This window comes from Halomonas sp. G11 (assembly GCF_001663515.1).
In the GTDB taxonomy this organism is placed as follows: domain Bacteria; phylum Pseudomonadota; class Gammaproteobacteria; order Pseudomonadales; family Halomonadaceae; genus Vreelandella.
The window spans coordinates 13443-38793 of record NZ_LYXG01000034.1 but is presented as its reverse complement, the minus strand read 5'-3'; the positions used below and the strand labels follow the sequence as shown (position 1 = coordinate 38793).

Genomic DNA, 25351 nt, shown 5'->3' with positions numbered 1-25351 from the left:
TACGTTTAAACCTTCAGGTTTTGAGTAGGATTTCAATATGACACAAGCAGCCACCAACGCCTCCGACCTGATGGTCGAGATGCACAACGTCAATAAGTGGTTCGGCGATTTCCACGTACTGCGAGATATCTACCTTGAGGTCAAGCGCGGCGAGCGTATCGTGGTGTGCGGCCCCTCGGGCTCGGGTAAATCGACGCTGATTCGCTGTATCAACCACCTTGAAGAGCACCAGAAAGGCGACATCACCGTAGGCGGTGTCGCACTGACTCAGGACGTTAAACGTATCGAACAGATTCGCCGTAGCGTCGGCATGGTGTTTCAGCACTTCAACCTGTTCCCCCATTTATCGGTGCTGGAAAACTGCTGTATTGCACCGATGTGGGTACAGAAGAAGCCCCGCAAGGAAGCCGAAGCGCTGGCCATGAAATACCTGGAGCGGGTGCGTATTGCGGAACAAGCGGACAAGTACCCCGGCCAACTTTCGGGTGGTCAACAGCAGCGCGTGGCGATTGCCCGCTCGTTATGCATGCACCCCGAGGTAATGCTGTTTGATGAACCCACTTCGGCACTCGACCCTGAGATGATCAAGGAAGTGCTGGACGTCATGGTGGAACTGGCCGAAGAAGGCATGACCATGATATGCGTGACCCACGAAATGGGCTTCGCCAAAACCGTCGCCGACCGGGTGATCTTTATGGACCAGGGGCAAATCATTGAAGAGAATGCCCCTGAGCCGTTCTTCAACAACCCGCAGTCCGAACGCACTCAGCTGTTCTTGAGCCAGATCCTGGGGCATTAATCCACACCCCCTCTGCACAAAGCAGCTGTTGATAAGTTCGTCGTTATGGGCCTCGCTTGAGGCCCATAATGCGTAATAAGACGTTTAAACACGCCGTTAAAAACAATCGACAAAGGAACGCGACACCATGGAAAAGTTATTTATCGACCGGGCGCCCCAGCCTATCGCGCCCTTTTCCCACGCCTGCCGCGTGGGCGATCTGGTATTTATTACCGGGCAAATGCCCACCGTGCCGGAAACCAACGAAATGCTGCTCGGCACGTTCACCGAGCAGACTCATCGTGTCATGCAGAACCTGGCGATCGTGCTGGAGGAAGTGGGAAGCAGTTTCGAGCACGTGGTGCAGTCGCGGGTGTTTATTACCAACATGGGCCACTTCGACGAGGTCAACGGGGTCTACGCGAGCTACTTCCCGCAGCCGTTACCCACGCGGACCTGCATTGGCGTCACGGGACTCGCCGGCGGTGCCGACGTTGAAGTCGACATGATTGCCTGGATTCCGCCGTCTGAAGACAGCAGCGCCTAGGCACCTATCAAGGTAATACTGGCAGGCAATAGCACTTCCCGCTCACGGTGCTGGCTCAGCGGCTTTCCGGCCAGCGCCGTGAGCAGGATCTGCAGCGGATCGCCATGACTGACCAGCGCGATGGTTTCCCCGCTGGCCGTTTGCTCCCAGTCGTCTATCACCGCCCACATGCGCTTTGCCACCGCGCTCACCGCTTCTACCTGATGATGCTGATGCTCCGCGTTCTGGGCATCCAAGGCCCATATGCTGGGGTAACGATCGTCGCCCTGCCCCTCCAGCTCGCCAAAATAGCGCTCTCGCAGGCGCGTCTCCACGCTTGGCGTGAGTCCAAACGCGTCAGCAATGTGGGCAGCCGTTTGCGCGGTGCGCAAAAAATCCGAGTGCACGACGCGGGTAGGCGTCGGCCACTGCCAATCGGCCACCCGTTGGGCAAGCTGTTGCTCGCCCAGCTCTGAAAGGCCGAAATTTGCCACGCCGCGCGCAGGCGAGCTGACTATCACGCCCTGTTGATTGGCCTGGCTATGACCATGGCGCATTAATAAATAGCGATTGCGCCATTGGCTGGGCGCACCGAGCGACAATATTGACATGGCAAACTCCGAAAAAAGCCGACGAGCTACCATAGGCAAGGCGCTCAGCGCTGTCCAGAAGCGGGTATGGGGTTTGACCTTATGCTAAACGCTTGCCATGGTTAAGTGACCACTAACGACAAGGAGGACGCGTCACGATGACCACCTATATTGTTGTCGCTGATGCCGCGCGTGCGCGCATTTTTACCCGCGAAGCGCTGACACTCACCGAGCAGGAAAGCTTGGTACACGCCGAAGGGCGCCTGCACGAAGGCGACCTGGTCACCGACCGCCCGGGCGCCGACGTCCACGAGTCAAGCTCGACCAGCGCGCGCAGCTCCGGTGAGGAGGGAGCCGCCTCAAAGCACGAGAACGAACTGTTCGCCAAGCAGGTCGCCAGCCACCTTTATAATGCTCGGGTCGATAACAGCCTGGAGAAGCTCATTGTGGTCGCGCCACCCAAATTCTTGGGCCTGCTGCGCGATAAACTCGATGGCCCCACGCAAAAGCTTGTGATTCATACCCTTTCCAAAGACCTGAGCAAGGCGTCGCTGACAGATATTCAAACAGCCGTGCGCGACCTGCGCTAATCCAGCGACGACATCCACCTCGCAATTACCTAAAGAAACGGTCGCTCTTGCCGATAGACGTGCGTGATCAATGACAGGGCGTGGCACCGCGCCCTGATATGCACTTCGACTTGAGAGCGACCATGTTTGCATCCCTACGCGCCAAACTATTACTCGCAGCCCTAGTGGCGATTATCCTTGCCCTGGTCATCAATGGCATTGCCAGCTATACCACCGTCAAGCACCACAATACCGAGCAGGTCACCCGCAACCTGAATGCCGTCGCCAATGGGAATACCCTGGCGATTGACGAATGGTTTAACGCCCGATACAACATGCTTGCCAGTATGGATGAGGCAGCCACTAGTGACGCCCCGTTAGCCGCCCTGCGGCAATTAGCCGACTCCGGGGACTTCATGACGGCCTACATGGCCTACCCCGAGACATCTGACGCTGTGTTTTCTGACGGCTGGGAGCCACCGAGTGATTACGACCCACGCCAACGTCCCTGGTACCAGGATGCTGTCGAGGCCAAAGACACGATCATCACCGCCCCTTACGTGGACGCCCAAACCGGCGGCTTGATCGTGACCTTCGCGCACCCCTACTACCAGAATGGCGAACTGGCAGCAGTGGTCGGTGGCGATATTACCATCCAGGATGTCATCGACATCGTCTCGAGCATTGAACCTACCCCTTCAAGCTTCGGCTTTTTAACCACCGGCGACGGCACGCTGGTCGCGCACCCCAACGCCGAGCTGGCACTGGAGCCTTCCACCGCGCTCAGCGACCAGTTGGATGCCGGTTATCTCCAGCAGATTGCCGACGGCGACGAGCCCCAGGCCCTGACGCTGGAGGGTCGTGAGATGTTGCTGCAAGGGAGCGCCGTGGGCGGCAACAGCGATTGGCACCTCATGGTGGCAATGGATGAGCACGAGGCCACCGCCGGGCTACGCGGGATTGCCACCACGTCGATCATTACGCTCCTGATTGTCGCGGTGATCACCGCCATCGTTCTTAGCCTGCTGCTTAAATGGTTACTGCGCCGCCTTTTATCGGCCCGCAATGCGATGAATGACATCGCCTCGGGGGAAGGCGACCTGACCCAGCGCCTGCCGGAAGAGGGTAACGACGAGATCACCCAGATCGCCGCCGCCTTCAACCGTTTTGTGGCCACCATGGACACGGTGTTGCAGGATGTACGCTCCAGCAGTGAAGCGGTCCACAATGCCGCTACGGAAATCGCCAACGGCGGCCAGGATCTGTCGCGGCGTACTGAAAACACCGCCTCCAGCCTGCAACAGACATCTGCCTCGATGGAGGAGATCACCAGTACGGTTGAGCACACATCGGCGTCCGCCAAGGAAGCCAACCAGCTCTCCCAGGCGGCGTCCGACGTTGCCGGTCGTGGCGGCCAGGCGGTATCAGAGGTCATCACGACGATGGAAGATATCGCCGAGTCCTCGGGCAAGATTGGCGATATCGTTTCACTGATGAACAACATCGCCTTCCAGACCAACCTGCTGGCACTCAATGCCTCGGTAGAAGCCGCGCGTGCCGGTGAACACGGCCGTGGCTTTGCCGTGGTGGCGGAAGAGGTCCGTAAGCTTGCCCAACGCAGCAATGACGCCGCCAACGACATCAAGAACCTGATCGAAGACGCCCAGGGCAAAGTCCAAAACGGTTCCAAACTGGTGCACAACGCAGGTAAAACCATGGACGAAATCGTCAGCAACATCACCCGTGTCACCGACGTGCTCGGCGAAATCACCTCCGCCACGACAGAACAAAGTGACGGTATCGGCCAGGTAAACACTGCGGTGGCTGACCTTGACCGCATGACCCAGGAAAACGCGGCCATGGTGGAAGAATCGACCACCGCCGCCGAGCAGCTCAAGGATCAGGCCGACCATCTCACCGAGACCATCAGCCGATTTAAACTGTCGCAAGGTAACTCTGCTCCTGCGCTCAATGCGCCTAAGGCGCACTGATCAGGAGATCAATGATGCACTTTCGTTCGTTACGCACCTTTGTGATTGCCCTTGCCGGGCCATGCCTGCTGGCCATTGTGGTAGCGCTGGTGGTCTATAACCTGATCGCCACTTCGCGAACTCAACAAACCGTGGAACAGCACACCAGCGAGCTTCTGGAAAATGCCCTGGGGGCGCGCCTGGATGCCGTCGCCAGTGCCGAAGGCGAGCGTATCCAACGCGAGCTGGAAAATGCCATGACGCTTGCTGCCCAACTGGCCAATACCAATGCCCTGATGGGCCAGGAAGACGCAGAAGGTCGGCAGGCGCTGTCCTTGAGCCGCCGCCAATTGTCCAACATGGTGCGCAACACCGTTGCCCAGAACCCTGCGTTGCTGGATGCCTTTATCGGCTGGGAGCCGGATGCCTTCGGCAGCGATGCCCCCTTTGCCGGTGACGAGCGCTACGGTCATGACGACAGCGGCCGCTTCATGCCCTGGTGGTACCGCACCGATAGCGGTGAATTGGCGGTACTCCCGTTGGGCGACACCATGGAAAGCGAATCCCTGATGGCTTCCGGCGTACGCGAGGGCGAGTACTACCTGTGCCCTCGCGAAACGCTCGCCCCCTGCATTATCGACCCTGCATCGTATGACTACGACGGCGAAACCCTGTTGGTGACCTCCTTCAATGCGCCCATCCTTGTCGACGGTGAGTTTCGTGGTGTGGCGGGGGTCGACCTGTCGCTCAACTTTATCCAGGCGCTTCTTGAGGAGGCCAACCAGTCGCTTTACGACGGCGCTGGCCGAATGGCACTGGTAGCGGGCCGTGGCGGGTTAGTGGCGGATACTCAGGGGGTCGATGCATTGGGCGAGCACGCCGAAGAGGCCCTTGGCGCCGACATACTGGACCGGATAACCAGTACCGCCCAGCAGCAACGTCTGCAAAGCGATACCCACGACGGCATGATCGAACGCTACCAGCCGATCACCATCGGCGACAGCGAATTGCCCTGGGTGCTGATGGTCCAATTGCCCGAAGAAGCTGTACTGGCCGATATCAATGACCTGCAGGATGTGCTGGGCGAGCAGCGCCGCCAGGATGCCACCGGCATGACGCTGGTGGGGCTGGTGGTGGCCGCGCTCGGATTGCTCGCGCTGTGGTGGATTGGTGGCCGTATCGCTCGTCCGCTCAAGCACCTCGCCAGCCGCATGCAGGCGATCGCTTCCGGCAACGGCGACCTGACCCAACGCCTGCCGGTACAAGGGCGTGACGAGAGCGCGGCGGTGGCAAAGCAATTCAATGCCTTTGCCGACAAGATCCAGGCCATCCTGCTCGACGTCCGACGCAGCAGTGAATCCGTCAATCACGCCGCCAATGAAATCACCCAGGGCGGTCGCGACCTTTCACGGCGCACCGAACAAGCCGCGGCCAGCCTGCAGCAAACGTCGTCCGCCATGGAGGAGATCAGCAGCACCGTGGCGCATACGACCAGCGCCTCGCAGGAAGCCAGCGGCCTGTCCAAAACCGCCTCGCAGCTGGCAGGGCGTACCGACGAAGCCTTTGGGCAGGTCGTGACCACCATGGACGACATCCGCACCACCTCGGCGGAGATTCAGGATATCGTCAGCGTCATCGACGGGATTGCCTTTCAGACCAATCTACTGGCGCTGAATGCCTCGGTGGAGGCCGCCCGGGCGGGTGAACAGGGCCGTGGCTTTGCCGTGGTGGCCAACGAAGTCCGTCAGTTGGCATCGCGGGCCAGTGACGCGGCCAAGGATATTCGCCAGCGGATCGATACCTCTACCGAAAAGGTGGCAAGCGGCACGCAAATGGTGCGCGACGCCGAGGCCGCGATGCACGAGCTCGCCGAAAGCGTCTCCCGGGTCACCCAGATGCTGGGCGATATCAGCACGGCGGCTGGCGAGCAGAATGACGGTATCAGTCAGGTCAGCATTGCGGTCACCGACCTGGACCAGATGACCCAGCAGAACGCCGCGCTGGTGCAGGAGTCGACCACCGCTGCCGAACAGCTGAAAGACCAGGCCGACTATCTTGCCGAGCTGGTAGGCGGATTCACCTTGGAGGAAGACCGGCACCGGTCGGCATTACCAGCCCCTGAAAAGCACCGTTAAGGAGGAAGAACGCCGTTAAGGAATCGGCGGCATGGGGATGTCATCGCTGCGCTTGGCGTCAGCGGTCATCTCCCGACACAGCCGCAGGAACTCGCGCACCCCGGTGGTGAGGTACTTGTGGCGGTGCCAGATAAAGGTGAATTGGCGTTTGAGATCCAACTCCGGCGTGGGCAGCGGTACAAGGCTGCCCCGCCGGAAGGCATCGCGCAGTGCCAGGCGCGAGACACAGCCGATCCCCAGCCCCGACTCCACCGCACGCTTGATGCCCTCGGTATGCTCGAGCTCCAGCAGCGTATTGAAGCGACTGCGGCGATGACGCGCGGCATGCTCCAGGGTCACCCGCGTCCCCGAGCCCTCCTCCCGCATGATCCAGTCCTCCCGCATCAATTGGTCAAGCTCCAGATGCGTCTTGCCCGCCAGCGGATGGCGCGGTGAGCAGAACACGCACAGCTCGTCCTCGACCCACGGCTGGCTGATGATCATATCGTCGTCACACGGCCCTTCGATCAACCCCAGATCCAGCGAGTGCTGGCGAACGCCCTCTATGATATGCCGTGTATTGCGCACTGCCAGACGCACGCGACTGCCGGGATAGCGCTGCATGAAATCGCTGATCAAAAGCGTGGCCAGATAATTGCCAATGGTCAGGGTCGCGCCAACCTCCAGCGATCCCACGCCTTGCTGGCCACGCAGTAACTCCTCCACCTCTTCGGCGCGGTCCAACAGCGCCACCGCCTTGGGCAGCAGCTGGAAGCCCAGGGCATTGAGCTTGAGGCGCTTACCGATGCGGTCGAGCAACTGGCAGTCGAACTGACGCTCCAGCTCGGCAAGCGCCGTACTGGTCGCCGACTGGGACATGGCAAGGGCGCGGGCCGCGTGGGAGACGCTTTCGTGTTGGGCAACGGCAACAAAGACTTCCAACTGACGCAGGGTATAGTGCATGGGGTCTGACCTATCACCAGGACGCTATATCTATTTTAAAGATAAGCGTTATCAAGATTATTTACTTAACAGATATACCATCCTTTGCTTAGACTTGCTGGCAACTTGATATCTATTTTTTATTCTTTTTTTGAATATTCGTGGCGTTGATGGCGTCACTGACGGAGGAAATGGCATGAGTAAGTTCGCCCTGGAAGATGTCCTCAGCGTTCACCACTGGAACGACACCCTGTTCAGCTTCCGCACCACCCGGGAACGCAGCCTGCGCTTCAAGACCGGCCAGTTCGTCATGATAGGCCTGGAAGTCGACGGCAAACCACTGATGCGCGCTTACTCGATTGCCAGCCCCAACTACGAAGACCACCTCGAGTTCTTCAGCATCAAGGTGCCCGACGGCCCGCTTACGTCGCGCCTGCAGCACCTGAAGGTCGGCGATCAGATCATGGTCAGCCGCAAGCCCACCGGCACGCTGGTCACCGATGATCTACTGCCAGGGCGCAACCTTTACATGCTGTCCACCGGTACCGGTCTTGCCCCCTTCCTGAGCTTGATTCAGGACCCGGAAGTCTACGAGCGGTTCGAGAAAGTGGTCCTGGTTCACGGCGTGCGTGAAGTCTCTGAACTGGCCTACGCCGACTTTATCACTAAAGAGCTGCCTGCCCACGAGTACCTGGGTGAGGAGATCACTGACAAGCTGGTCTACTACCCCACCGTCACCCGTGAAGAGTTTCATACCATGGGCCGCCTGACCGACCACATCCGCACCGGCAAGCTGTTCGAGGACACTGGGCTTCCGCCCATCGACCCGCGCCAGGACCGTGCAATGATTTGCGGCAGCCCCGCCATGCTCGACGACACCAGCGCGCTGCTCGATGAGCTGGGCCTGAACATCTCGCCGCGCATGGGCGAGCCGGGCGACTACGTTATCGAACGCGCCTTCGTTGAAAAGTAAGGTCGAAACGTAACACGCTCAACGGGCGACTCGCTCAGCAGCAGACCGCCCAATAAAAACCCCCGCCACTCGGTGCCTAACAGCAGCGCTTGGCGGGGGTTTTCGTGTTCTGGCGCGCGGGGCGTTATACCGCGTCTTTACCGGTCTCGCCGGTACGAATACGGATCACTTGCTCGAGCGGCATGACGAAAATCTTGCCATCGCCGATCTTGCCGGTATTCGCTACCTGGGTGATCGCCTCGATGACCTGCTCGACCATGTCGTCGTCAACCGCCACTTCGAGCTTCACTTTGGGCAGAAAATCGACCACATATTCAGCGCCCCGGTATAGCTCGGTATGGCCCTTCTGACGACCAAAACCTTTGACTTCGGTGACGGTAATGCCCTGTACGCCAATGTCGGAGAGCGATTCGCGCACGTCATCAAGCTTGAAGGGCTTGATAATGGCAGAGATTAGTTTCATTGCGAGATCCTCTAGCTGGGTAGCCATGAAAATGAAAGATAACAAGCCTAGCGCGCTGCTCGTTATCCGTTACCTATCAGCATACACCGCTACCGGCGCAGAATAAAAAAAGCCTCCCCGAAGGGAGGCCAGTGACGAGCGCTTGTGCTCACCTGATTGGCATTGAATTACTTCTTGATACCGAATTCAGGGTAGGCTTCAAGACCGCACTCGGCGATATCGACGCCTTCGTACTCATCTTCTTCGCTGACCCGAATACCCATGATGGCTTTCAGGATCAGCCAAACGATCAGGCTGGCAATGAAGACCCAGGCGAAGATGCCCACGATACCGATGAGCTGAGGGCCGAACGATGCGCCATCATTACTCAACGGCACGGCCAGCACGCCCCAGATACCGACGACACCGTGAACGGAGATGGCACCGACCGGATCGTCCAGTTTCACCTTATCCAGCGTGACGATGGCGGCCACGACGATCAGACCACCAATGGCGCCGATAATCGTCGCGCCCAGTGCCGAAGGCGACAGCGGGTCAGCGGTAATGGCAACCAGGCCAGCCAGCGCGCCGTTGAGCGCCATGGTGAGGTCCGCTTTACGGAACCACAGCTTGGCGAGGATCAGCGCGGCGATCACACCACCCGCGGCCGCAGCGTTGGTATTCACGAACACCTGAGCGACGTTGTTGGCGGAATCGACAGCGGCCAGCTTCAATTCAGAGCCGCCGTTAAAGCCGAACCAGCCCATCCACAGGATGAAGGTACCCAGCGTCGCCAGCGGCATGTTGGCACCCGGAATCGCATGGATGGAGCCATCTTTGCCGTACTTGCCCTTACGCGGCCCCAGTACGATAACGCCTGCCAACGCGGCTGCAGCACCGGCGAGGTGCACGATGCCCGAACCGGCATAGTCAGAGTAGCCGACTTCGGCCAACCAGCCGCCGCCCCAGGTCCAGTAGCCAGACACCGGATAAATCACGGCCGTCATCACCACGGCAAACGCCAGGAAGGCCCACAGTTTCATGCGCTCGGCGACCGCACCCGAGACGATCGACATCGCGGTTGCAACAAAGACGACCTGGAAGAAGAAGTCGGAACGCATGGAGTAGTAAGGTGCGTCATCGCCACCGGCGGTAACCGCATCCACGCTATTCTCAGCGCCGATCAGGAAGCCCAGATTGGGCAGGAAGCCACCGGCGTTGCCGGAGTACATGATGTAGTAGCCCACCAGCAGGTACATGGTGCAGGCAATCGCAAACAGCGCGATATTCTTGGTGAGAATTTCAGCGGTGTTCTTGGAACGCACCAGGCCAGCTTCCAGCATGGAGAAGCCAGCGGCCATCCACATGACCAGCACACCGCAGATCAGAAAGTAAAACGTATCGAGCGCGTAGCTCAGATCAGTCAACTCATTCATTGTAAGTTCCCCGTTGAACTAAAGAAATGATCCGTAACGTCAGGTTTAAACGGCGTCCGCACCGCGTTCACCCGTCCGAATCCGAATAACGTCCTCAAGCGGCGTGACAAATACCTTGCCGTCGCCGATCTTGCCGCTGTTGGCCGCGCTGCAGATCGCATCGAGCACGCTTTCGAGGCGACCGTCGTCGACGGCGACCTCGACTTTTACCTTGGGCAAGAAATCGACCACGTATTCGGCGCCGCGATATAGCTCGGTATGGCCTTTCTGGCGGCCGAAGCCTTTGACTTCAGTGACGGTAATGCCCTGAACACCGTTGTCGGCCAGTGCTTCGCGAACGTCGTCGAGCTTGAATGGCTTGATAATGGCGGTGATGAGTTTCATCCCGAATCTCCCCTGCTGGATTAAGGAGCGGCCGAGCCGCCCAAAAAAAGTGCCTGCTCCACTAATGCGCATACCGTGCCATCTGATTTTTTTTACTTATATTTCATTGCTTTAAATGTAATAGAGTGAGGCATGCTGGCGACTCACCGCCAGCAACACGCGCTAACAAGTCGGCTATTGCACCAAAATTGATCAAAGGCAAAACGCAAGCGCCCCACCGTAGGGCATAAACGGGAGGCACAAATTAGCCCAAGAAGCATGCGAATCCCGCCTGGGTTGCGTATCCTGATATCAGATAGCCATATCGAGACATTGACCGATAGGAGAAAGCCATGGCGCCTCAAGACCGTATTAGCCGACTCGCCCAGCAAATCGGCGACCGCTTGCAGAACGCTTCCCAAGCGCCCGAAGATATCCAGAAGGGAGTTCATCAGGTGGTCCGCGGGGCCTTCGACCGCCTGGAGCTGGTGTCCCGCGAGGACTTCGATATTTTGATGGACGTATTGCAGCGCACCCGCTCACGGGTAGAAGCGCTGGAACGCCAGGTCGCAAGCCTGGAAGCCGCGGTGGACGCCCAGGCAGCCGATACCTCGACGCCCGTCGAAGCCGAGGCACCGCCGCTACCCGCAGAGCCCCAGGCGGATTCCGATAACGCCGACACCAAAGGCGATGAAGACAAACCCAAATCGCAATGATGAATGCGAATAAATATCATTGACTACTACTGTGCACGTGGTAACGTAATTCGCATCCAATGATGCGGGCAATGCATCAATGCCCCATTTTGATGCATTGCCGAATTTCACCGTTACCGTGATGCACGCATGACCACCGCCACCTTCGGCCCCCAAGCCAGCCAACCGCTTTATGAGCTAACGCCAGGGACGCTTGCCCAGCTAGGCCAGCGTTTCGGTATCGACTATCGCATTCGCAATGCCCCTGCCGGAGCGAGCGTCGCCACCGGCAGCGTTCGCGATGTTGCCCTGCCTCAAACCATGCACTTGACGCTTTCCGACCTGTGCGTGAACTGCGCCTATAGCTCGGCCTCCCGCCAGACGGCGCCCTGGTTTATCAGCGTGGTGCTGGAAGGTCATATCAGCGCCTGCCTGGGCTCCCAACGCATCGAACTTAACGCAGGCGACGGCATGTGCGCCCATTTCACTGCCGAGCAGCCGCTTACGGTTTTCCAACCGGCCCAGGCAAGGCTGCACACGGTAAATCTGGCGGTGCTCGCCACCAACACCCTGGACCTGCCATCGGTCCCCCCCTCACCGGGCTTGTACCCTTGGCGCTTATCGACCGCCTTCACGCAACTATTACGCGATACCGCCGCCGAGCCGCTGGCCAACTGGCGCCAGCCACTGATCTGGCAAGGCCTGGCCCTACAGCTGCTAGGTGAAGGATTACCGAATTGCGCGCGGCAAGACCCGGCTAAACCGCTGGCGGCACAGGCTCAGCCGGTTATACCGGCTCGTGACGAGGCGCGCTTAGCCGCCCTCCATACCCGGTTGGCGTCTCATCCCGAGCGCACGTACTGCCTCAGCGAGCTGGCAAGGGAAGTGGCGATGAGCCCAAGCAGCCTGCGCCAGAAATTTCGTGCCCGCTATGGCTGCTCAATTTTTGATCACCTGCGCCAATGCCGCCTGGCACGGGCCTATCAAGCCCTGCAACGAGGCATGAGCGTTCAGCAAGCCGCCCACACCTGTGGCTACCGCCACGCCACCAATTTCGCCACGGCGTTTCGTCGCCGCTTTGGCATCGCTCCTCATGACGTCATTTCACAGCGCGCCCCCCGATGAATTTGGCATTGCGCATAGCCAATTTGGCAGATCGCATACCTACTTCCTGCATTAAAAAGTAACAATTCTCATTACTAGAATTATCAAGGGATCGTTACCATGCCAATTTCAGCTTGCCACTTCCGCCCATCGCTGCTGGTCATTGCCGTCGCCATGGCCAGCAGCGTCCCCTTTGCAGCCGCTCAGGAAACCCAGCGCGACAACCTGGGCACGGTGACCGTCACCGCCCAGCAGGCGGCCACCAAGGTGGAAACGCCGTCGATCGAAACGCCCCAGAGCGTATCGACCATTACCCGCGAGGATATGGACAACCGCGGGATTAGCACCGTACAGCGGGCGACCGACTACACGCCCGGGGTCTATAGTAACCAGATCGGCGCTTCCAACCGCTTCGACTACCTGGTGCTGCGCGGTTTCTCCGATGGCAGTTTGAGCAACACCTTTCTCGACGGCCTGAAACTCATCGGCGATACCAACTCGCATAGCTCCCTGCGCGTCGACCCCTGGTTTCTGGACAGTATCGAAGTGGTCAAGGGCCCCGCCTCGGTGCTCTACGGCCAGGCCTCGCCAGGGGGCGTGGTGGCACTTAACAGCAAGCGCCCAGAGTTCCAGTCCGGCGGCGAGCTACGCTTCCGCGTGGGTAACAACAACCAGCGCAGCGCCGCCTTTGACCTGACCGGCCCACTCGGGGAAGAACAGCGCGTGGCCTATCGACTGGTGGGCATTGCCAGTGCCGCCGATACCCAGTTTGGTCCGACAGAGGAGGAACGCTACGCCATTGCACCGTCGCTCACCTGGGATATCAGCGACGCCACCAGCCTGACCCTGGACGCCTACCTGCAGGACGAACCCGAGGGCGGCTACCACTCCGGCGTGCCTTACGAAGGCGCCGTGGTCCCGCGCAACGGACGCAAGATAAGCAATAACTTCTTCGACGGCGAGGAAGATTATGAGGCCTATGAGCGGACCCAGCGCATGGTGGGCTATGCCCTGGAGCACCGTTTCAATGACGACTGGACCGCGCGCCAGCAGCTGCGCTATCTCAACTCCGATGTGACCCTGAATCAGGTGTATGGCTTTGGCTGGACGTCGCCCACCTCCAATGAACTGGCCCGCTACTACTCCGGCAGCGAAGAATCGCTCGACGCCTGGACGGTGGATAACCAGCTTGAAGCCAACCTCAACGATGGCTTTATGGACCATACCGTGCTGGTCGGGGTCGACTATCAGCAGCGCGACAACGACGTCAGCTGGCCGTCAGGGGCATTTCCGTCGCTGGATGCCTTTGACCCAGAATACGGCGCCGACCCCACGGCGATGTATGCGCCCACCAACGAGCGTCACGAGCTGGAACAGACCGGCGTCTACCTGCAAGACCTGATCGCGCTGGATAACTGGCGCTTCACCCTGGGCGGGCGCTACGACTGGGTCGACATCGACAACACCAATCAGGATACCGGCCAATCGAGCACCCTCGACGACACCCAGTTCAGTGGCCGCGCCGGGGCGGTGTACCTGTTCGAGAACGGCGTCGCCCCCTACCTGAGTTACTCCACGGCCTTCACCCCCACCAGCTTTGTGGATGCCGACGGCGACCTGCTGGCCCCCATGGAAGGTGAGCAATGGGAAACCGGGGTGAAATACCAGCCCAACGACAGCGCCAGCCAGTACAGCGCCGCCGTGTTCCACATCAGCCAGGAAAACGTGGCCACCAAGGAACAGCCCACCGACCCTTACCGCGCAGTGGGTGAAATCGAGTCCCAGGGCATCGAGCTGGAGGCGCGTACGCAACTCACCGATGCGCTGTCGCTCCAGGCTGGGTACAGCTTCACCGACATTACCTACGCCAAGAGCGATGACGGCAACGAGGGCAATGACGCCATCTATTCGCCGCGTCACCAGGTTCAATTGTGGGCACAGTATGCGTTCAACGACGGCTGGCTGAGCGGCGCCGACATCGGCGCAGGCGTGCGCCACTACGCCGATATTGCCGCTGACCGTGCCAATACCGAAACGGTACCGGATTACACCCTGGTCGACGCCACGCTCGGCTACGATCTTGGTCAGGTAGGCATGCAAGGCGTCGAGACCCGCCTCAACGTCAGCAACCTGCTGGATGAAGAGTACGTCGCCTCGTGTAACTCGCTCGAGTACTGCTACTTCGGCGCCGAACGCGGCATTACCGCCAGCGTGCACTATCGGTTTTAATGTTGGCGCTTTAACGGCGGCAGCTTTAAATCAGGCACGTCAGCACCGCGCCCAGGCACTCGCCTGGGCGTTTTGTTTGCAAACAATAAATATTATCGTTTAAATACAGCCCTTATTTCCTATTGATGCCGCCATCATGCGTTGTTCCGCTGTGTCTTCTCTGATCACTCGTATTGGCCTGCTCGTCGTGTGCCTGCTCGGCGGCTCGCCCGCCCAGGCGCAACTGGCCACCATCGACTGGACGGTGGCTGAAACCTTGATTGCCCTGGACGCCCCCATTGTCGGTGGCGCCCAAAAACAGGCCTACCATGAATGGGTGGGTGAGCCACGGCTGCCCGACGAAGCCGCCGACCTGGGCCTGCGCAGCCAGCCCAACATGGAGCTGCTGGCAAAGATGCAACCCGAGCGGACCCTGATATCGCCCATGTTTGCCGGGTTAACGTCGCGTTTGGAGCGCATCGCCCCCGTCACGTCTGTCGAGCTTTACACGCCCGGCAGCGACACCTGGGAAGAAATGCAAAGCATCACCGAGCAGATAGGCGAACTGGCGGACCGCGCACCTCAAGCGGCGCAACTGATCGAGCAGACGCATTCACTGATGGCCCGGCTGCGTGACGAACGCCCCGACACGGCGCCGCTGTTGATGATCCAGTTTATGGATGCCCGCCACGTGCGCGTGTTCGGTGATAACAGCCTCTACAACGCTGTACTGGAGCAGCTTGCTCTGCCCAATGCCTGGGATCAGGAGACCAACGCCTGGGGCTTTTCGCTGGTGGGCGTCGAGGCCCTGGCCCGTTACCCGGACGCCACCCTGGTGATCGTCGACCCGCTGCCTACTGGCGTCGAGGCGCAACTCGCCGAAAGCGGCCTGTGGCAGCAGCTACCCAGCGTCAAGAACGACCGCCTTTTACGCCTGCCGCCGGTATGGAGCTTTGGCGCACTGCCCTCAGCCCAGCGCTTCGCCAGGGAACTGGTCGCCGCGCTGGAAGACGCGCCCAAGGAAACGCTAAGCCCGGAGTGATGGCGGCCTGTGCCGCACCGCGCATTTGGCTACTCACCCTCTGATAAATACGGTAGGTTAATCAGCATACGGTAATTAACAACCAGCGAGGGAACGCGCATGACGCTTGCCATTGTGGCGACACGGGCCGGAGTCGGTCTGGACGCACCGGCGGTGCACGTGGAGGTGCACCTGGCCAACGGTTTGCCTGGCTTGACGTTAGTCGGCCTGCCGGAAACCGCCGTCAAAGAAAGCCGCGAACGGGTGCGTAGCGCCCTGGTCAACGCCGGTTTCGACTTCCCCAACACCCGACGCATTACCCTCAACCTGGCCCCTGCCGACCTTCCCAAGGAAGGTGGCCGCTTCGACCTACCCATCGCGCTAGGCATTCTTGCCGCCTCCGGGCAGATTCCGGTCGACGCCCTGGAAGGCATGGAGTTTGCGGGCGAACTGGCCCTGGACGGCAAGCTGCGCGCGGTACCCGGCATTCTGCCCTTTGCCCTGGCCACGCGGCGCGCCAAGAAGGCACTGATCATCCCCCGCGCCTGCGCCGATGAAGCCGCGCTTGCAGGTGATTTGCCGGTGCTGCCTGCGGACACCCTATGGGATGTCGTCGCCCACCTGCTCGACCAGGAGAAAATCCCGCCCCATCAACTGCCAGCCTCAGTCAAAAGCCCGGCGCCAATGGCCGACCTGGCCGACGTGCGTGGCCAGCAACAGGCCCGGCGTGCGCTGGAAGTCGCCGCCGCTGGCGGCCATAATCTGCTTTTTGCGGGGCCGCCAGGTACCGGCAAGACCATGCTCGCCAGTCGCCTGCCCGGTATTTTGCCGCCACTCTCGGAAGAGGATGCGCTGGCCGTCGCGGCGGTGCGTTCGGTGTGCGGGTTGCCGCTGGAAGCCGACTGGGGCCAGCGGCCCTTCAGGCAACCCCACCACAGTTCCAGCGCCGCGGCACTGGTGGGCGGCGGCTCAAAACCCAAACCCGGCGAAATCTCGCTGGCCCACCATGGCGTGCTGTTCCTGGACGAATTGCCGGAATTTTCCCGCAGCGTACTGGAAGTTTTAAGACAACCGCTGGAAACCGGCGAAATTCATCTCGCCCGGGCCAGCCACGAGCGCCGTTACCCGGCGAAATTTCAGCTGGTGGCGGCAATGAATCCCTGCCCCTGCGGGCACCTGGGCGATCCGCGCAACCGCTGCCAGTGCACCGCCAGCCAAATCCAGCGCTATCAAAACAGACTGTCAGGCCCGCTGCTCGACCGCATCGACCTGCAGGTGGAAGTCCCGGCACTGCCACCGGAGCAACTTACCGCACAGACACAAGGCGAATCGTCGGAAGCCGTGCGTCGGCGCGTCATGGCCGCCCGTGAACGGCAAATGGCAAGAGGTGCGCTCAACAGCCAGCTCAGCGGCAAATCCCTGGAAACCGCCTGCGCGCTAAATGACGAAGAGCGCGCCTGGCTGGCGGGGGTGCTGGAAAAACTCAAGCTCTCTGCCCGCGCTTACCACCGCGTACTGCGCGTCGCGCTTACTCTCGCCGACCTGCAGGGCGAACCCAAACCCACCCAGCCCCACTTGATCGAAGCCGTTGGCTACCGGCAGCTGGATAGGTTGTTGAAAGGCGCTTAACCGTGGGTTTTGGCCAGCGAATCGACCAGGCGCTGGCAGAGCGCATCAAGCTTTTGGCCGGTGGCCTCATCATGTAGCGCGCCGCTGTCGTTGAATGCACTGCCTGCCTGGGGAAGCGATAACGGCTGCGGCAGTACCGTCAGGCTGAGGTTGGCGAGTAGCTGCTGCGCCAGGGGCATGGCGCGAATACCGCCCAACCCACCGGGTGATGCTGCCACCAGGGCCGCCCACTTGCCCGCGAAGAGCCCCAGGCCCGGGGTGCCTTCATAGGGCCGCGATAGCCAGTCCAGGGTGTTCTTGAGCAGCGGCGTGATAAAGCCGTTGTATTCCGGCGAGGCAATAAATACCGCCTGGTGCTCGGCGAGGATAGCGCGCAGCTTCAGCACATTGCCCGGCATGCCTTGCGCCTCAATGTCCTGGTCAAATAACGGGCAGGGATAATCCTTTAAATCGATAAAGGTGGCTTGGCCGCCCAGTGCCTCGATACGTTTGGCAGCCAGTTGGGCCAACTGTTTGTTGAGTGACCCTTCGCGGGCACTACCCGCAAATACCAGTACTTTCGGTGTGTTAGATGTCATCGCACGATCCTGATTGAAAATGGGCTAACGTAAATAAGTCATTGCGAGTTTCGCACAAGCATCGAGCGATAGCATTAACCCCCACTCATATAAAGGAGTCAATAGTCAAAGATTATCATCTGTCGTTGACGATGAAGGCGGCTGCTCGGCTGACGCTTTTGTCCTGGACGCCGCCACTTGATCGATGAACGCGTCCAGGGCATCGAACAACGCACGGCGAATCGGCTCCGCTTCATTCACCAGGTGATGCCTGGCGTCCGGATGCCGGTAGATCTGCGCGCCGGGAAATTTATCCTGCAGAATCGCCAGGTTCCATTCCCAGTCCACGGTAACGTCCTGCTCGCCCTGTAAAATCATCACCCGCAAATCCAGCGGGTCGCGGGCCAACAACCTGGGAATCCAGCGGCGCATTGCGGTGACCCAGGCCACGCTCAATTGATTGGGCTGCAAAGGGTCGTGCTCGCGTAGAAACTCGGTAAATTCTTCGTCAGTCGAGTTGGGCCGATACTTGCGCGGCAGCGCCTTCACAAAGGGGCTGGCGATCAGGTGCAGCCAGCTGGCCTGGCTCCAGCCCCAGGGGCGAACCAACGGTGCCAACAGCACCAGTCCATCCCACCCCGCTGCATGGCGACGGTTCAACGCGTCGGTCGCCAGGATCGCCCCACCGGTACTTTGCCCGATGCCCAACCAGGGGGCAGGCGCCATGGACTGCTGGGCCAGGATGGTTTGCACATGGGTCAGGCAGTGCTGATAGTCGTCAAAGTCATCGATGGCGGCACGCGCACCGCTGGAAAGCCCATGGCCGGGCAAATCCCACAGTACAACGCGCCAGCCTTTATCCAACAGGCGTTCAAGCAGATGGCGATAAAGCCCCAGATGGTCGAAGTAACCGTGGACGACAAAGGCGGTGCCTTTTGGTGCAGGCGGGCTCCATACCTGACACCACAGCGAGAAACGCCCGGTATCGATAAACCCTGCGTATACGTCCCGGGTGTCAAGGCGCAGCGCTTCCAGGCCGTAGTGCTGAAAATAGTCATTCATCGCCGTGGCTAGGATGTCACCAGGCACCAAGCGGGAGAGTGCTGAGTCGCCAGCATGGCGGCGAAACAATGCTTCTAAATGATCGAACTCGCGCATTCGCACCTCTCCTTAAACCGCTCTTTCGCCACCGGTCAGTCAATCACCCATGGCGTCATTCCTTATCTTTTGGTCGAGCATGATAGCGCTTTAGCGTCTATGCTGTTTACATGCCCACACAGATATGGAATTATTTTCCACAAATAGTTTTTAAATGCGTTTTCATCTGACTGTGACGGGGCATCAGCCGAGCAACACGGCGTCACAGCCACCCTAACAGGAGAGTCTCCATGAGCGAGCGTATCACGCGTCACCGTTTACAGGTGGCAGCCGACCTAGATCGTTTCATCAGCGAGCAGGCCCTGCCCGGCACCGGCGTCGACGAAAGCGCCTTCTGGGCGGGCGTCGATGCTCTATTTCACGATTTAACCCCCAAAAACCGTCAACTGCTAGAAGAACGTGATGTTCTTCAAGAGAAGCTGGACGCCTGGCATCGCGAAAACCCCGGCCCGGTCGCGGACATGCCCGCCTACCGTCGCTTCTTGAAAGACACCGGCTACCTGGTCGACGCGCCCGCCAACGTCACCGCCACCACTGCCAACGTAGACCGTGAAGTCGCCGTTCAGGCGGGTCCGCAGCTGGTCGTGCCGATGAGCAACGCCCGTTATGCGCTCAACGCCGCCAACGCCCGCTGGGGCAGCCTGTACGATGCGCTTTACGGCACCGACGTGATTTCCGAAGAAGACGGCGCGGAAAAGGGCACCAGCTTTAATCCCAAGCGTGGCGAAAAGGTCATTGCCTATGCCCGTGGCGTCCTCGACCGCGCGGCGCCGCTGGCAACCGGCTCTCACCGTGATGCGGTGAACTACGCGATTCGCGATGAGCACCTGGTCGTCACCCTGGAAGGTGGCCGCGAAACCGGCCTGAAAGACCCGGATAAACTGATCGGCTTTACCGGCGAACAGGCCAAACCTGACGCGATTCTGCTGGGCAACAACGGGTTGCACCTGGAAATCCAGATCGACGCCAACGACGCCATCGGTAAAACCGACCCGGCGGGTGTCAAAGACGTGGTGGCTGAAGCCGCGCTGACCGCGATTATGGACTGCGAAGACTCAGTGGCCGCCGTCGACTCGGAAGATAAAGTGGGCGTCTACAGCAACTGGCTCGGCCTGATGAAGGGCGACCTGGAAGAGAAAATCGAGAAAGGCGGCAAGACCTTTACTCGCAAGCTGAACGCCGACCGGACCTGGCAAACCACCGATGGTAGCAGCGTGACGCTTCCAGGCCGCTCGCTGATGTTCGTGCGTAACGTCGGCCATCTGATGACCACCCCGGCGGTACTGGACGAGAACGGCAACGAACTGCCGGAAGGCATCCTCGATGCCGTCGTTACCTCCTTGCTGGCGCTGCACGACCTCAAGAAAGACGCCGACCAGCCACGCAACTCGCGTGCGGGCTCGGTGTATATCGTCAAGCCAAAGATGCACGGCCCCAAAGAAGTCGCGTTTGCCAACGAGCTGTTCAGCCGCGTGGAAGACATCCTGGGCATGAACCGCGACACCCTGAAAATGGGCATCATGGACGAAGAACGCCGCACCACGGTCAACCTCAAGGCGTGTATTGCCGAAGCCACGTCGCGGGTGGTGTTCATTAACACCGGCTTCCTCGACCGCACCGGCGACGAAATGCACACCGCCATGGAAGCGGGCCCCATGGTGCGCAAGGGCGACATGAAGAGCGCCGCCTGGATCCAGGCCTACGAGAAGAGCAACGTCCAGGTCGGCCTCGCCTGTGGTCTGCGCGGTCGCGCCCAGATCGGCAAGGGCATGTGGGCGATGCCCGACTTGATGCACAACATGCTTGAGCAGAAAATCGGTCACCCGAAAGCAGGCGCCAACACGGCCTGGGTGCCCTCGCCCACCGCCGCCGCGCTGCACGCGCTGCACTACCATCAGGTCAACGTCGCCGACGTTCAGCGCGAACTGGAAGCCCAGGGCGAGCCGGACTTCCTGGATGACCTGCTCACCGTGCCGGTGGCCGAAAACGCCAACTGGTCCGACGAGGAAATTCAGCAGGAACTGGACAACAACTGCCAGGGCATTCTGGGCTACGTGGTGCGCTGGGTAGAGCACGGCGTGGGTTGCTCGAAAGTGCCGGATATCCACAACGTCGGCCTGATGGAAGACCGCGCCACGCTGCGTATCTCCAGCCAGCACATTGCCAACTGGCTGCATCACGGCATTGTCGACGCCCCACGGGTCGAAGAGACGCTCAAGCGTATGGCCAAGGTAGTGGACGAGCAGAACGCCGGCGACCCTACCTACACCGCCATGAGCGCTAACTTTGCCGACTCGACGGCCTTCAAGGCGGCGTCCGACCTGATCTTCAAAGGCCGCGTCCAGCCGTCTGGCTACACCGAACCGCTACTCCACGAGTGGCGCCAGGTGCACAAGGCGAAGTAAACTCGCCAAAGGTACTATCAGCCCCGGGGCGTTTGCCTCGGGGCTTTTTTATGAAGGAAAACAACAATGACCGTGATGACCGTCGAACAGATCGAACATTTTCTCGATGAGGTCTTTCCCCAGCGCATGGGCACGATTGAAAGCGTGGGGGAAATGAGCGCCACCATGCGCCTGACGATTGGTAACGAGCACCTGCGACCAGGGCCGCGTGTTTCCGGCCCTACCATGATGGGCTTTGCCGATGTGGCCATGTACGTCGCCATTCTGGCGCAGATTGGCCCGGAGCCGATGGCCGTGACCAGCGACCTGAATTGCCACTTTCTTCGCGCCGCCTCCGGCGATCACGACATCATCGCCCACGCCAAGCTGATCAAGCTCGGCCGCCGCCTGGCGGTGGGCGAAGTGCAGATCGTCTCAACCGCCGATGAAACCAAACCGGTCATCCACGTTACCGCCAGCTATGTGCTGCCGGATAAACCGTGACGCGACCTTCAATCAGGGCTCAAGCGTCATAAACGGCGCGTCTTGCTGATCGGTAAAACTGTAAACTTCATAGGGCGCTTCCTGCGAACCTGGCATACCCGGCGTGCCGATGGGCATACCGGCAAGGCCAATACCATCGACGTCAGGCTGCTCTTCAAACAGCTTGGTAACGGCTTCCATCGGCACATGGCCCTCAATCCAGTACTCACCCATCTCGATGGTGTGGCAGGAGCCAAGCCCATAGGGCACGCCCGCCTGCTGCTTGATCTCGCCGAGTTGAGCATCATCGACAATGGTGACGTCAACGCCCTGTTCTTCCAGATGACGCGCATACTCATCGCAGCAGCCGCACTGGGGGTTTTTGTAGAGCGTGGCTTCATCGGGCAGCGCGGCCTGGGCCGCAGTGGCACCGAAAAGCAATGCGCTGGATAGCAGCGAGGCAGTTAAACGGTTCATGAGGGCTCTCCCTTGGAGGTACGGCTAAACACATATTTTGCCAGCGCGGCGATACCCAAGCCGACAAGCAGTAGAAAAGCCAGCGGCATCAGCCAGCCAAACCAGCCCATGGAACTCATCAAAGCAAAACAATCTGCATTCATCATGGCAACTTTCCTGACAAGTGGGCACAGCCCAAGCTTACAACCCTGGGGCTACCCCAAGGTCAAGCGCTCGTTGCGATCTGCCCACTCGCCAGTTCCTACCGTTTGATCGACATGACGCCGATCACGCTTTGTTCATGTTAGCTTAGACCGTTTCCACCAAGGTCATCGTTTCAAACGCTATTGAACAAATCTATTACAGATTAAAGGTCATGTGTCGATATTAACCGTATTACCACTAGTTAAAGGGTCGGCGGTCTATAAATGTTAATCAATTTTTTGTCAGACCCTGGCGCCTTAAATGCGGTTCAGGGAGAACACGATAATTTCCTGGTACTGGTTTCTTGGCTGGTCGCCCTGGCCGCTTCATACGCTGGCCTGGATATCATCAAGCTGGTGAGAAAGGGATCTAACCCTTGGTGGCGCCTGGGTTGGCTTTTCGCCGGGGCCAGCGCCATGGGGCTTGGCATCTGGAGCATGCACTTTATCGGCATGCACGCCTATCAGCTTGATTTTCCGGTAAGCCATGCACCGGGGCTTACCCTGATATCCATTGTGCCCGCCATTCTGGGTAGCTTTGGCGTGATGGTCGCACTTTCCCATGAAAAACCGCCGCAGCGAGCGCTTCTACTGGCAGGTGTCGGCCTTGGTGCCGGCATTGGTCTAATGCACTACAGCGGCATGGCCGCTATGCGTATGCCCGCTGAGCTGCATCACGCCCCGGGGCTGTTCGTGGTCTCACTGCTGGTCGCGGTGGGCTTAGGCATGTCGTGCGTCTATGCCTACCGCCTATGCCAGCACGAGTGGGGCATAAAACGCGCCAGAACCTGTGCGTTCATTGCGGCACTGTGTTTCGCCACTGCCGTCTGTGGGATGCATTACGTCGCCATGCAGGCCGCCTGGTTTGTGCCTACCCCGGATGCCGTGGCACCTTCGGTATCGCCAGCCTCCCACTGGATTATTTTCCTTATTAGTGGCGCGGCCGTATTGACCGCCATACTCGCGTTAGTCGCCACCCGCGTACAGCGTCGCCTGCATGACAGCAAGCGCCATGAACACATGACACAGACGCGCCTGCTCGAAGTCATTTCTGCACTGCAGGATAGCGTGATACTGCTCGATGAACAGGCCCGGATTCGCCTCTGCAACGCAGCGTTTGAACGGTTGATGGGCCTCAGCAGCCAGCAGCTTGAAGGCATGTCGGCCTCACAACTTGACTACGCCGAAGAAGGCCGCGAACTCAGCCAGCACATACGCCAAGCATTGGCAAAAAAGGGCGAATGGAGCGGCATGATCACCGCCCTGGATGCCAACGGTGAAGGCTTTCCCGCCTGGCTGAGCGTGAGCCGCGTCACCTATGCCGATAGTAAAGACCGTGACTACGTCGCGCTGCTCAGCGACCGCTCTACAGAACAGCAGGCCCAGGAGCGTATTCGCCACCTCGCCTATCACGACATACTGACAGAGCTGCCTAACCGGCGGGCGCTGCAGGAGCGGCTCGCCGGGCTTGGTTCTTCAAGGACACTTACCCACCCGTTCGCTTTTTTGGCGCTGTTTGATATTGACCGCTTCAAGGTACTCAACGACAGCATGGGCCAGGATATTGGCGATGAACTGCTACGCCAACTGGGCGGACGCCTTCAGCAATGGGCAGAGGCTGAGTGGCTGGTCGCCCGGCTGGACGGCAACGAGTTCGCCTTGGTGGGCACGCTTGCCAGCCGCGACGCGCCCAGCGCCGAGCAGGAAATGACGCGCCTCATTGATGAGATAGTGGCGTCGCTGACCGCTGGCTATCTGCTAAAAGGCCATCCCTATCCGTGCAGGCTTAATGTGGGCGTGCTTATCTTCCAGCCCCTCGACCGGGAGGCGACACAGCAGCTGTTCAAACGCGCCGGTCTGGCCCTGCTGGAAGCCAAGCGCCAGCGGGATGGTAAACCCAGGCTCTTTCGTCAAGCGCAAGAAGACGAGCTAGAAGAACGCTTGAGCCTTGAACGCGAACTACGACTCGCGATTGACCACGATGAGCTGTGCCTTTATCTCCAGCCTCAAGTCGATGAGGCTGGAAACATAATAGGCGCTGAAGCCCTGGTTCGCTGGCAGCATCCCGAGCGCGGCATGATTTCACCGGGTCACTTTATCCCCATCGCCGAGGAGACCGGGCTTATTCTGCCGTTGGGGCATTGGGTCATTCAGGAAGGCTGCCGGGTGCTGGGCGAATGGCGTAATATTCCGGCGCTTCAAGGGCTTCAGCTATCCTTGAATGTCAGCGTTCGCCAGTTCCAGCAGCCTGACTTTGCCGATCAGGTGCTGTCAGTCATCCAACAACATGATGTGCCCCCCGAACGCCTGACGCTGGAGCTTACCGAGTCGCTGTTATTAAGTGACCCTGATGGCACCATCGAAAAAATGCAGCAGCTACAGCGTGCAGGCGTCAGCTTTGCTCTGGATGACTTCGGCACGGGCTATTCATCGCTTGCCTATCTCAAGGTATTGCCCCTCGACACGCTTAAAATCGACATTGCTTTCGTCAGGGATCTGGCCCTGGGCATGCAAGCCACGCCGATTGCCGCCACCATCATCGCCCTTGCACAAAGCCTGGGGCTTAGAGTAGTGGCCGAAGGCGTGGAAACCGATGACCAGCGCCTGGTGCTCGCTCAACTGGGCTGCCATATCTATCAGGGCTTTCTGTTTGGTCGCCCCCTCCCTGTAGACGCGTTTTTGCGCACCATTGTCGAAGACGACCCCGCCGCCGACCACGCCAGCCTTCCACACAAATGACTTCTTGCATC

General features: G+C 59.7%; 23 protein-coding genes. 14 read left to right on the top strand and 9 right to left on the bottom strand.

Annotation, left to right across the window (positions count from 1 at the left end):
* The first annotated feature begins 37 nt into the window (after nucleotides 1–37).
* Nucleotides 38–799, top strand: a complete 762-nt coding sequence (locus ADS46_RS13170) for an amino acid ABC transporter ATP-binding protein (RefSeq protein ID WP_281244494.1) — start codon at nucleotides 38–40, stop codon at nucleotides 797–799.
* 127 nt (nucleotides 800–926) lie between these two features.
* Entirely contained in the window at nucleotides 927–1325 is a 399-nt protein-coding gene (locus ADS46_RS13165) for a RidA family protein (RefSeq protein ID WP_066320821.1), read from the top strand.
* Here ADS46_RS13165 and ADS46_RS13160 read toward each other — a convergent pair.
* Nucleotides 1322–1915, bottom strand: a complete 594-nt coding sequence (locus ADS46_RS13160; RefSeq protein WP_066320820.1) for a histidine phosphatase family protein — start codon at nucleotides 1913–1915, stop codon at nucleotides 1322–1324. The two genes, ADS46_RS13165 and ADS46_RS13160, sit on opposite strands and share 4 nt — an antisense overlap.
* 137 nt (nucleotides 1916–2052) lie before the next feature.
* On the opposite strand from ADS46_RS13160, the gene ADS46_RS13155 reads away from it, so the two are divergent.
* The 3 genes from ADS46_RS13155 (at nucleotide 2053) to ADS46_RS13145 (ending at nucleotide 6568) form a co-directional block, all read left to right on the top strand.
* Entirely contained in the window at nucleotides 2053–2484 is a 432-nt protein-coding gene (locus tag ADS46_RS13155; RefSeq protein ID WP_066320819.1) for a host attachment protein, read from the top strand.
* 122 nt (nucleotides 2485–2606) lie between these two features.
* On the top strand, nucleotides 2607–4454 hold the full coding sequence (locus tag ADS46_RS13150) for a methyl-accepting chemotaxis protein (protein ID WP_066320818.1): 1848 nt from the start codon (nucleotides 2607–2609) through the stop codon (nucleotides 4452–4454).
* 14 nt (nucleotides 4455–4468) lie between these two features.
* Nucleotides 4469–6568 (top strand): methyl-accepting chemotaxis protein, encoded by a 2100-nt coding sequence (locus ADS46_RS13145; RefSeq protein ID WP_066320816.1) that lies wholly within the window; start codon nucleotides 4469–4471, stop codon nucleotides 6566–6568.
* Nucleotides 6569–6583: 15 nt separating this feature from the next.
* Here the strand turns inward: ADS46_RS13145 and ADS46_RS13140 are convergent, their stop codons facing one another.
* Nucleotides 6584–7510 carry a LysR family transcriptional regulator gene (locus ADS46_RS13140; RefSeq protein WP_066320815.1) on the bottom strand — a complete coding sequence of 309 codons (927 nt, stop codon included), beginning with the start codon at nucleotides 7508–7510 and terminating at the stop codon, nucleotides 6584–6586.
* A 175-nt stretch (nucleotides 7511–7685) separates the two neighbouring features.
* On the opposite strand from ADS46_RS13140, the gene ADS46_RS13135 reads away from it, so the two are divergent.
* Nucleotides 7686–8462 (top strand): ferredoxin--NADP reductase, encoded by a 777-nt coding sequence (locus tag ADS46_RS13135; RefSeq protein ID WP_066320814.1) that lies wholly within the window; start codon nucleotides 7686–7688, stop codon nucleotides 8460–8462.
* 124 nt (nucleotides 8463–8586) lie between these two features.
* Here ADS46_RS13135 and glnK read toward each other — a convergent pair whose 3' ends face one another.
* The 3 genes from glnK to ADS46_RS13120 form a co-directional block, all read right to left on the bottom strand.
* The gene (gene glnK / locus ADS46_RS13130; protein WP_066320813.1) at nucleotides 8587–8925 is read right to left on the bottom strand and encodes a P-II family nitrogen regulator; all 339 of its coding nucleotides are present in this window, start codon (nucleotides 8923–8925) and stop codon (nucleotides 8587–8589) included.
* Between the two features lie 167 nt (nucleotides 8926–9092).
* A complete protein-coding gene (locus tag ADS46_RS13125; RefSeq protein ID WP_066320812.1) occupies nucleotides 9093–10340 on the bottom strand; it encodes an ammonium transporter in 1248 nt (415 codons plus the stop codon).
* A 45-nt stretch (nucleotides 10341–10385) separates the two neighbouring features.
* Entirely contained in the window at nucleotides 10386–10724 is a 339-nt protein-coding gene (locus ADS46_RS13120; RefSeq protein WP_027337181.1) for a P-II family nitrogen regulator, read from the bottom strand.
* Between the two features lie 332 nt (nucleotides 10725–11056).
* On the opposite strand from ADS46_RS13120, the gene ADS46_RS13115 reads away from it, so the two are divergent.
* The 5 genes from ADS46_RS13115 to ADS46_RS13095 all read left to right on the top strand — a co-directional run bounded on the left by ADS46_RS13115 (nucleotide 11057) and on the right by ADS46_RS13095 (nucleotide 17360).
* Nucleotides 11057–11419 carry an accessory factor UbiK family protein gene (locus ADS46_RS13115; RefSeq protein ID WP_066320811.1) on the top strand — a complete coding sequence of 121 codons (363 nt, stop codon included), beginning with the start codon at nucleotides 11057–11059 and terminating at the stop codon, nucleotides 11417–11419.
* Nucleotides 11420–11548: 129 nt separating this feature from the next.
* Nucleotides 11549–12523: a helix-turn-helix transcriptional regulator gene (locus ADS46_RS13110; protein ID WP_066320809.1), complete on the top strand. Its 975-nt coding sequence runs from the start codon at nucleotides 11549–11551 to the stop codon at nucleotides 12521–12523.
* 153 nt (nucleotides 12524–12676) lie between these two features.
* Nucleotides 12677–14731 carry a TonB-dependent siderophore receptor gene (locus ADS46_RS13105; protein ID WP_234346837.1) on the top strand — a complete coding sequence of 685 codons (2055 nt, stop codon included), beginning with the start codon at nucleotides 12677–12679 and terminating at the stop codon, nucleotides 14729–14731.
* 136 nt (nucleotides 14732–14867) lie between these two features.
* Nucleotides 14868–15752, top strand: a complete 885-nt coding sequence (locus ADS46_RS13100) for an ABC transporter substrate-binding protein (protein ID WP_066320807.1) — start codon at nucleotides 14868–14870, stop codon at nucleotides 15750–15752.
* 99 nt (nucleotides 15753–15851) lie between these two features.
* On the top strand, nucleotides 15852–17360 hold the full coding sequence (locus tag ADS46_RS13095; protein ID WP_066320806.1) for a YifB family Mg chelatase-like AAA ATPase: 1509 nt from the start codon (nucleotides 15852–15854) through the stop codon (nucleotides 17358–17360).
* Here ADS46_RS13095 and ADS46_RS13090 read toward each other — a convergent pair.
* Both ADS46_RS13090 and ADS46_RS13085 read right to left on the bottom strand, forming a co-directional pair.
* Nucleotides 17357–17938, bottom strand: coding sequence for an NADPH-dependent FMN reductase (locus ADS46_RS13090; protein ID WP_066320804.1), 582 nt, complete (start codon nucleotides 17936–17938; stop codon nucleotides 17357–17359). The two genes, ADS46_RS13095 and ADS46_RS13090, sit on opposite strands and share 4 nt — an antisense overlap.
* A gap of 105 nt (nucleotides 17939–18043) precedes the next feature.
* The gene (locus tag ADS46_RS13085) at nucleotides 18044–19075 is read right to left on the bottom strand and encodes an alpha/beta hydrolase (RefSeq protein ID WP_066320803.1); all 1032 of its coding nucleotides are present in this window, start codon (nucleotides 19073–19075) and stop codon (nucleotides 18044–18046) included.
* A gap of 230 nt (nucleotides 19076–19305) precedes the next feature.
* Here ADS46_RS13085 and ADS46_RS13080 point away from each other — a divergent pair, with 230 nt between their 5' ends.
* Together ADS46_RS13080 and ADS46_RS13075 are read left to right on the top strand one after the other, a co-directional pair.
* On the top strand, nucleotides 19306–21480 hold the full coding sequence (locus ADS46_RS13080; protein WP_066320802.1) for a malate synthase G: 2175 nt from the start codon (nucleotides 19306–19308) through the stop codon (nucleotides 21478–21480).
* A gap of 66 nt (nucleotides 21481–21546) precedes the next feature.
* Complete coding sequence (locus ADS46_RS13075) at nucleotides 21547–21963, top strand: PaaI family thioesterase (RefSeq protein ID WP_066320801.1); 417 nt, start codon at nucleotides 21547–21549, stop codon at nucleotides 21961–21963.
* A gap of 12 nt (nucleotides 21964–21975) precedes the next feature.
* Here ADS46_RS13075 and ADS46_RS13070 read toward each other — a convergent pair whose 3' ends face one another.
* On the bottom strand, nucleotides 21976–22419 hold the full coding sequence (locus tag ADS46_RS13070; protein WP_066320799.1) for a DUF411 domain-containing protein: 444 nt from the start codon (nucleotides 22417–22419) through the stop codon (nucleotides 21976–21978).
* Nucleotides 22416–22565 (bottom strand): hypothetical protein, encoded by a 150-nt coding sequence (locus ADS46_RS18895; RefSeq protein WP_199825235.1) that lies wholly within the window; start codon nucleotides 22563–22565, stop codon nucleotides 22416–22418. The genes ADS46_RS13070 and ADS46_RS18895 overlap by 4 nt, the downstream gene beginning before the upstream one ends.
* A 261-nt stretch (nucleotides 22566–22826) precedes the next feature.
* Here ADS46_RS18895 and ADS46_RS13065 point away from each other — a divergent pair, with 261 nt between their 5' ends.
* Nucleotides 22827–25340 (top strand): EAL domain-containing protein, encoded by a 2514-nt coding sequence (locus tag ADS46_RS13065; protein WP_066320797.1) that lies wholly within the window; start codon nucleotides 22827–22829, stop codon nucleotides 25338–25340.
* Nucleotides 25341–25351: the final 11 nt, after the last annotated feature.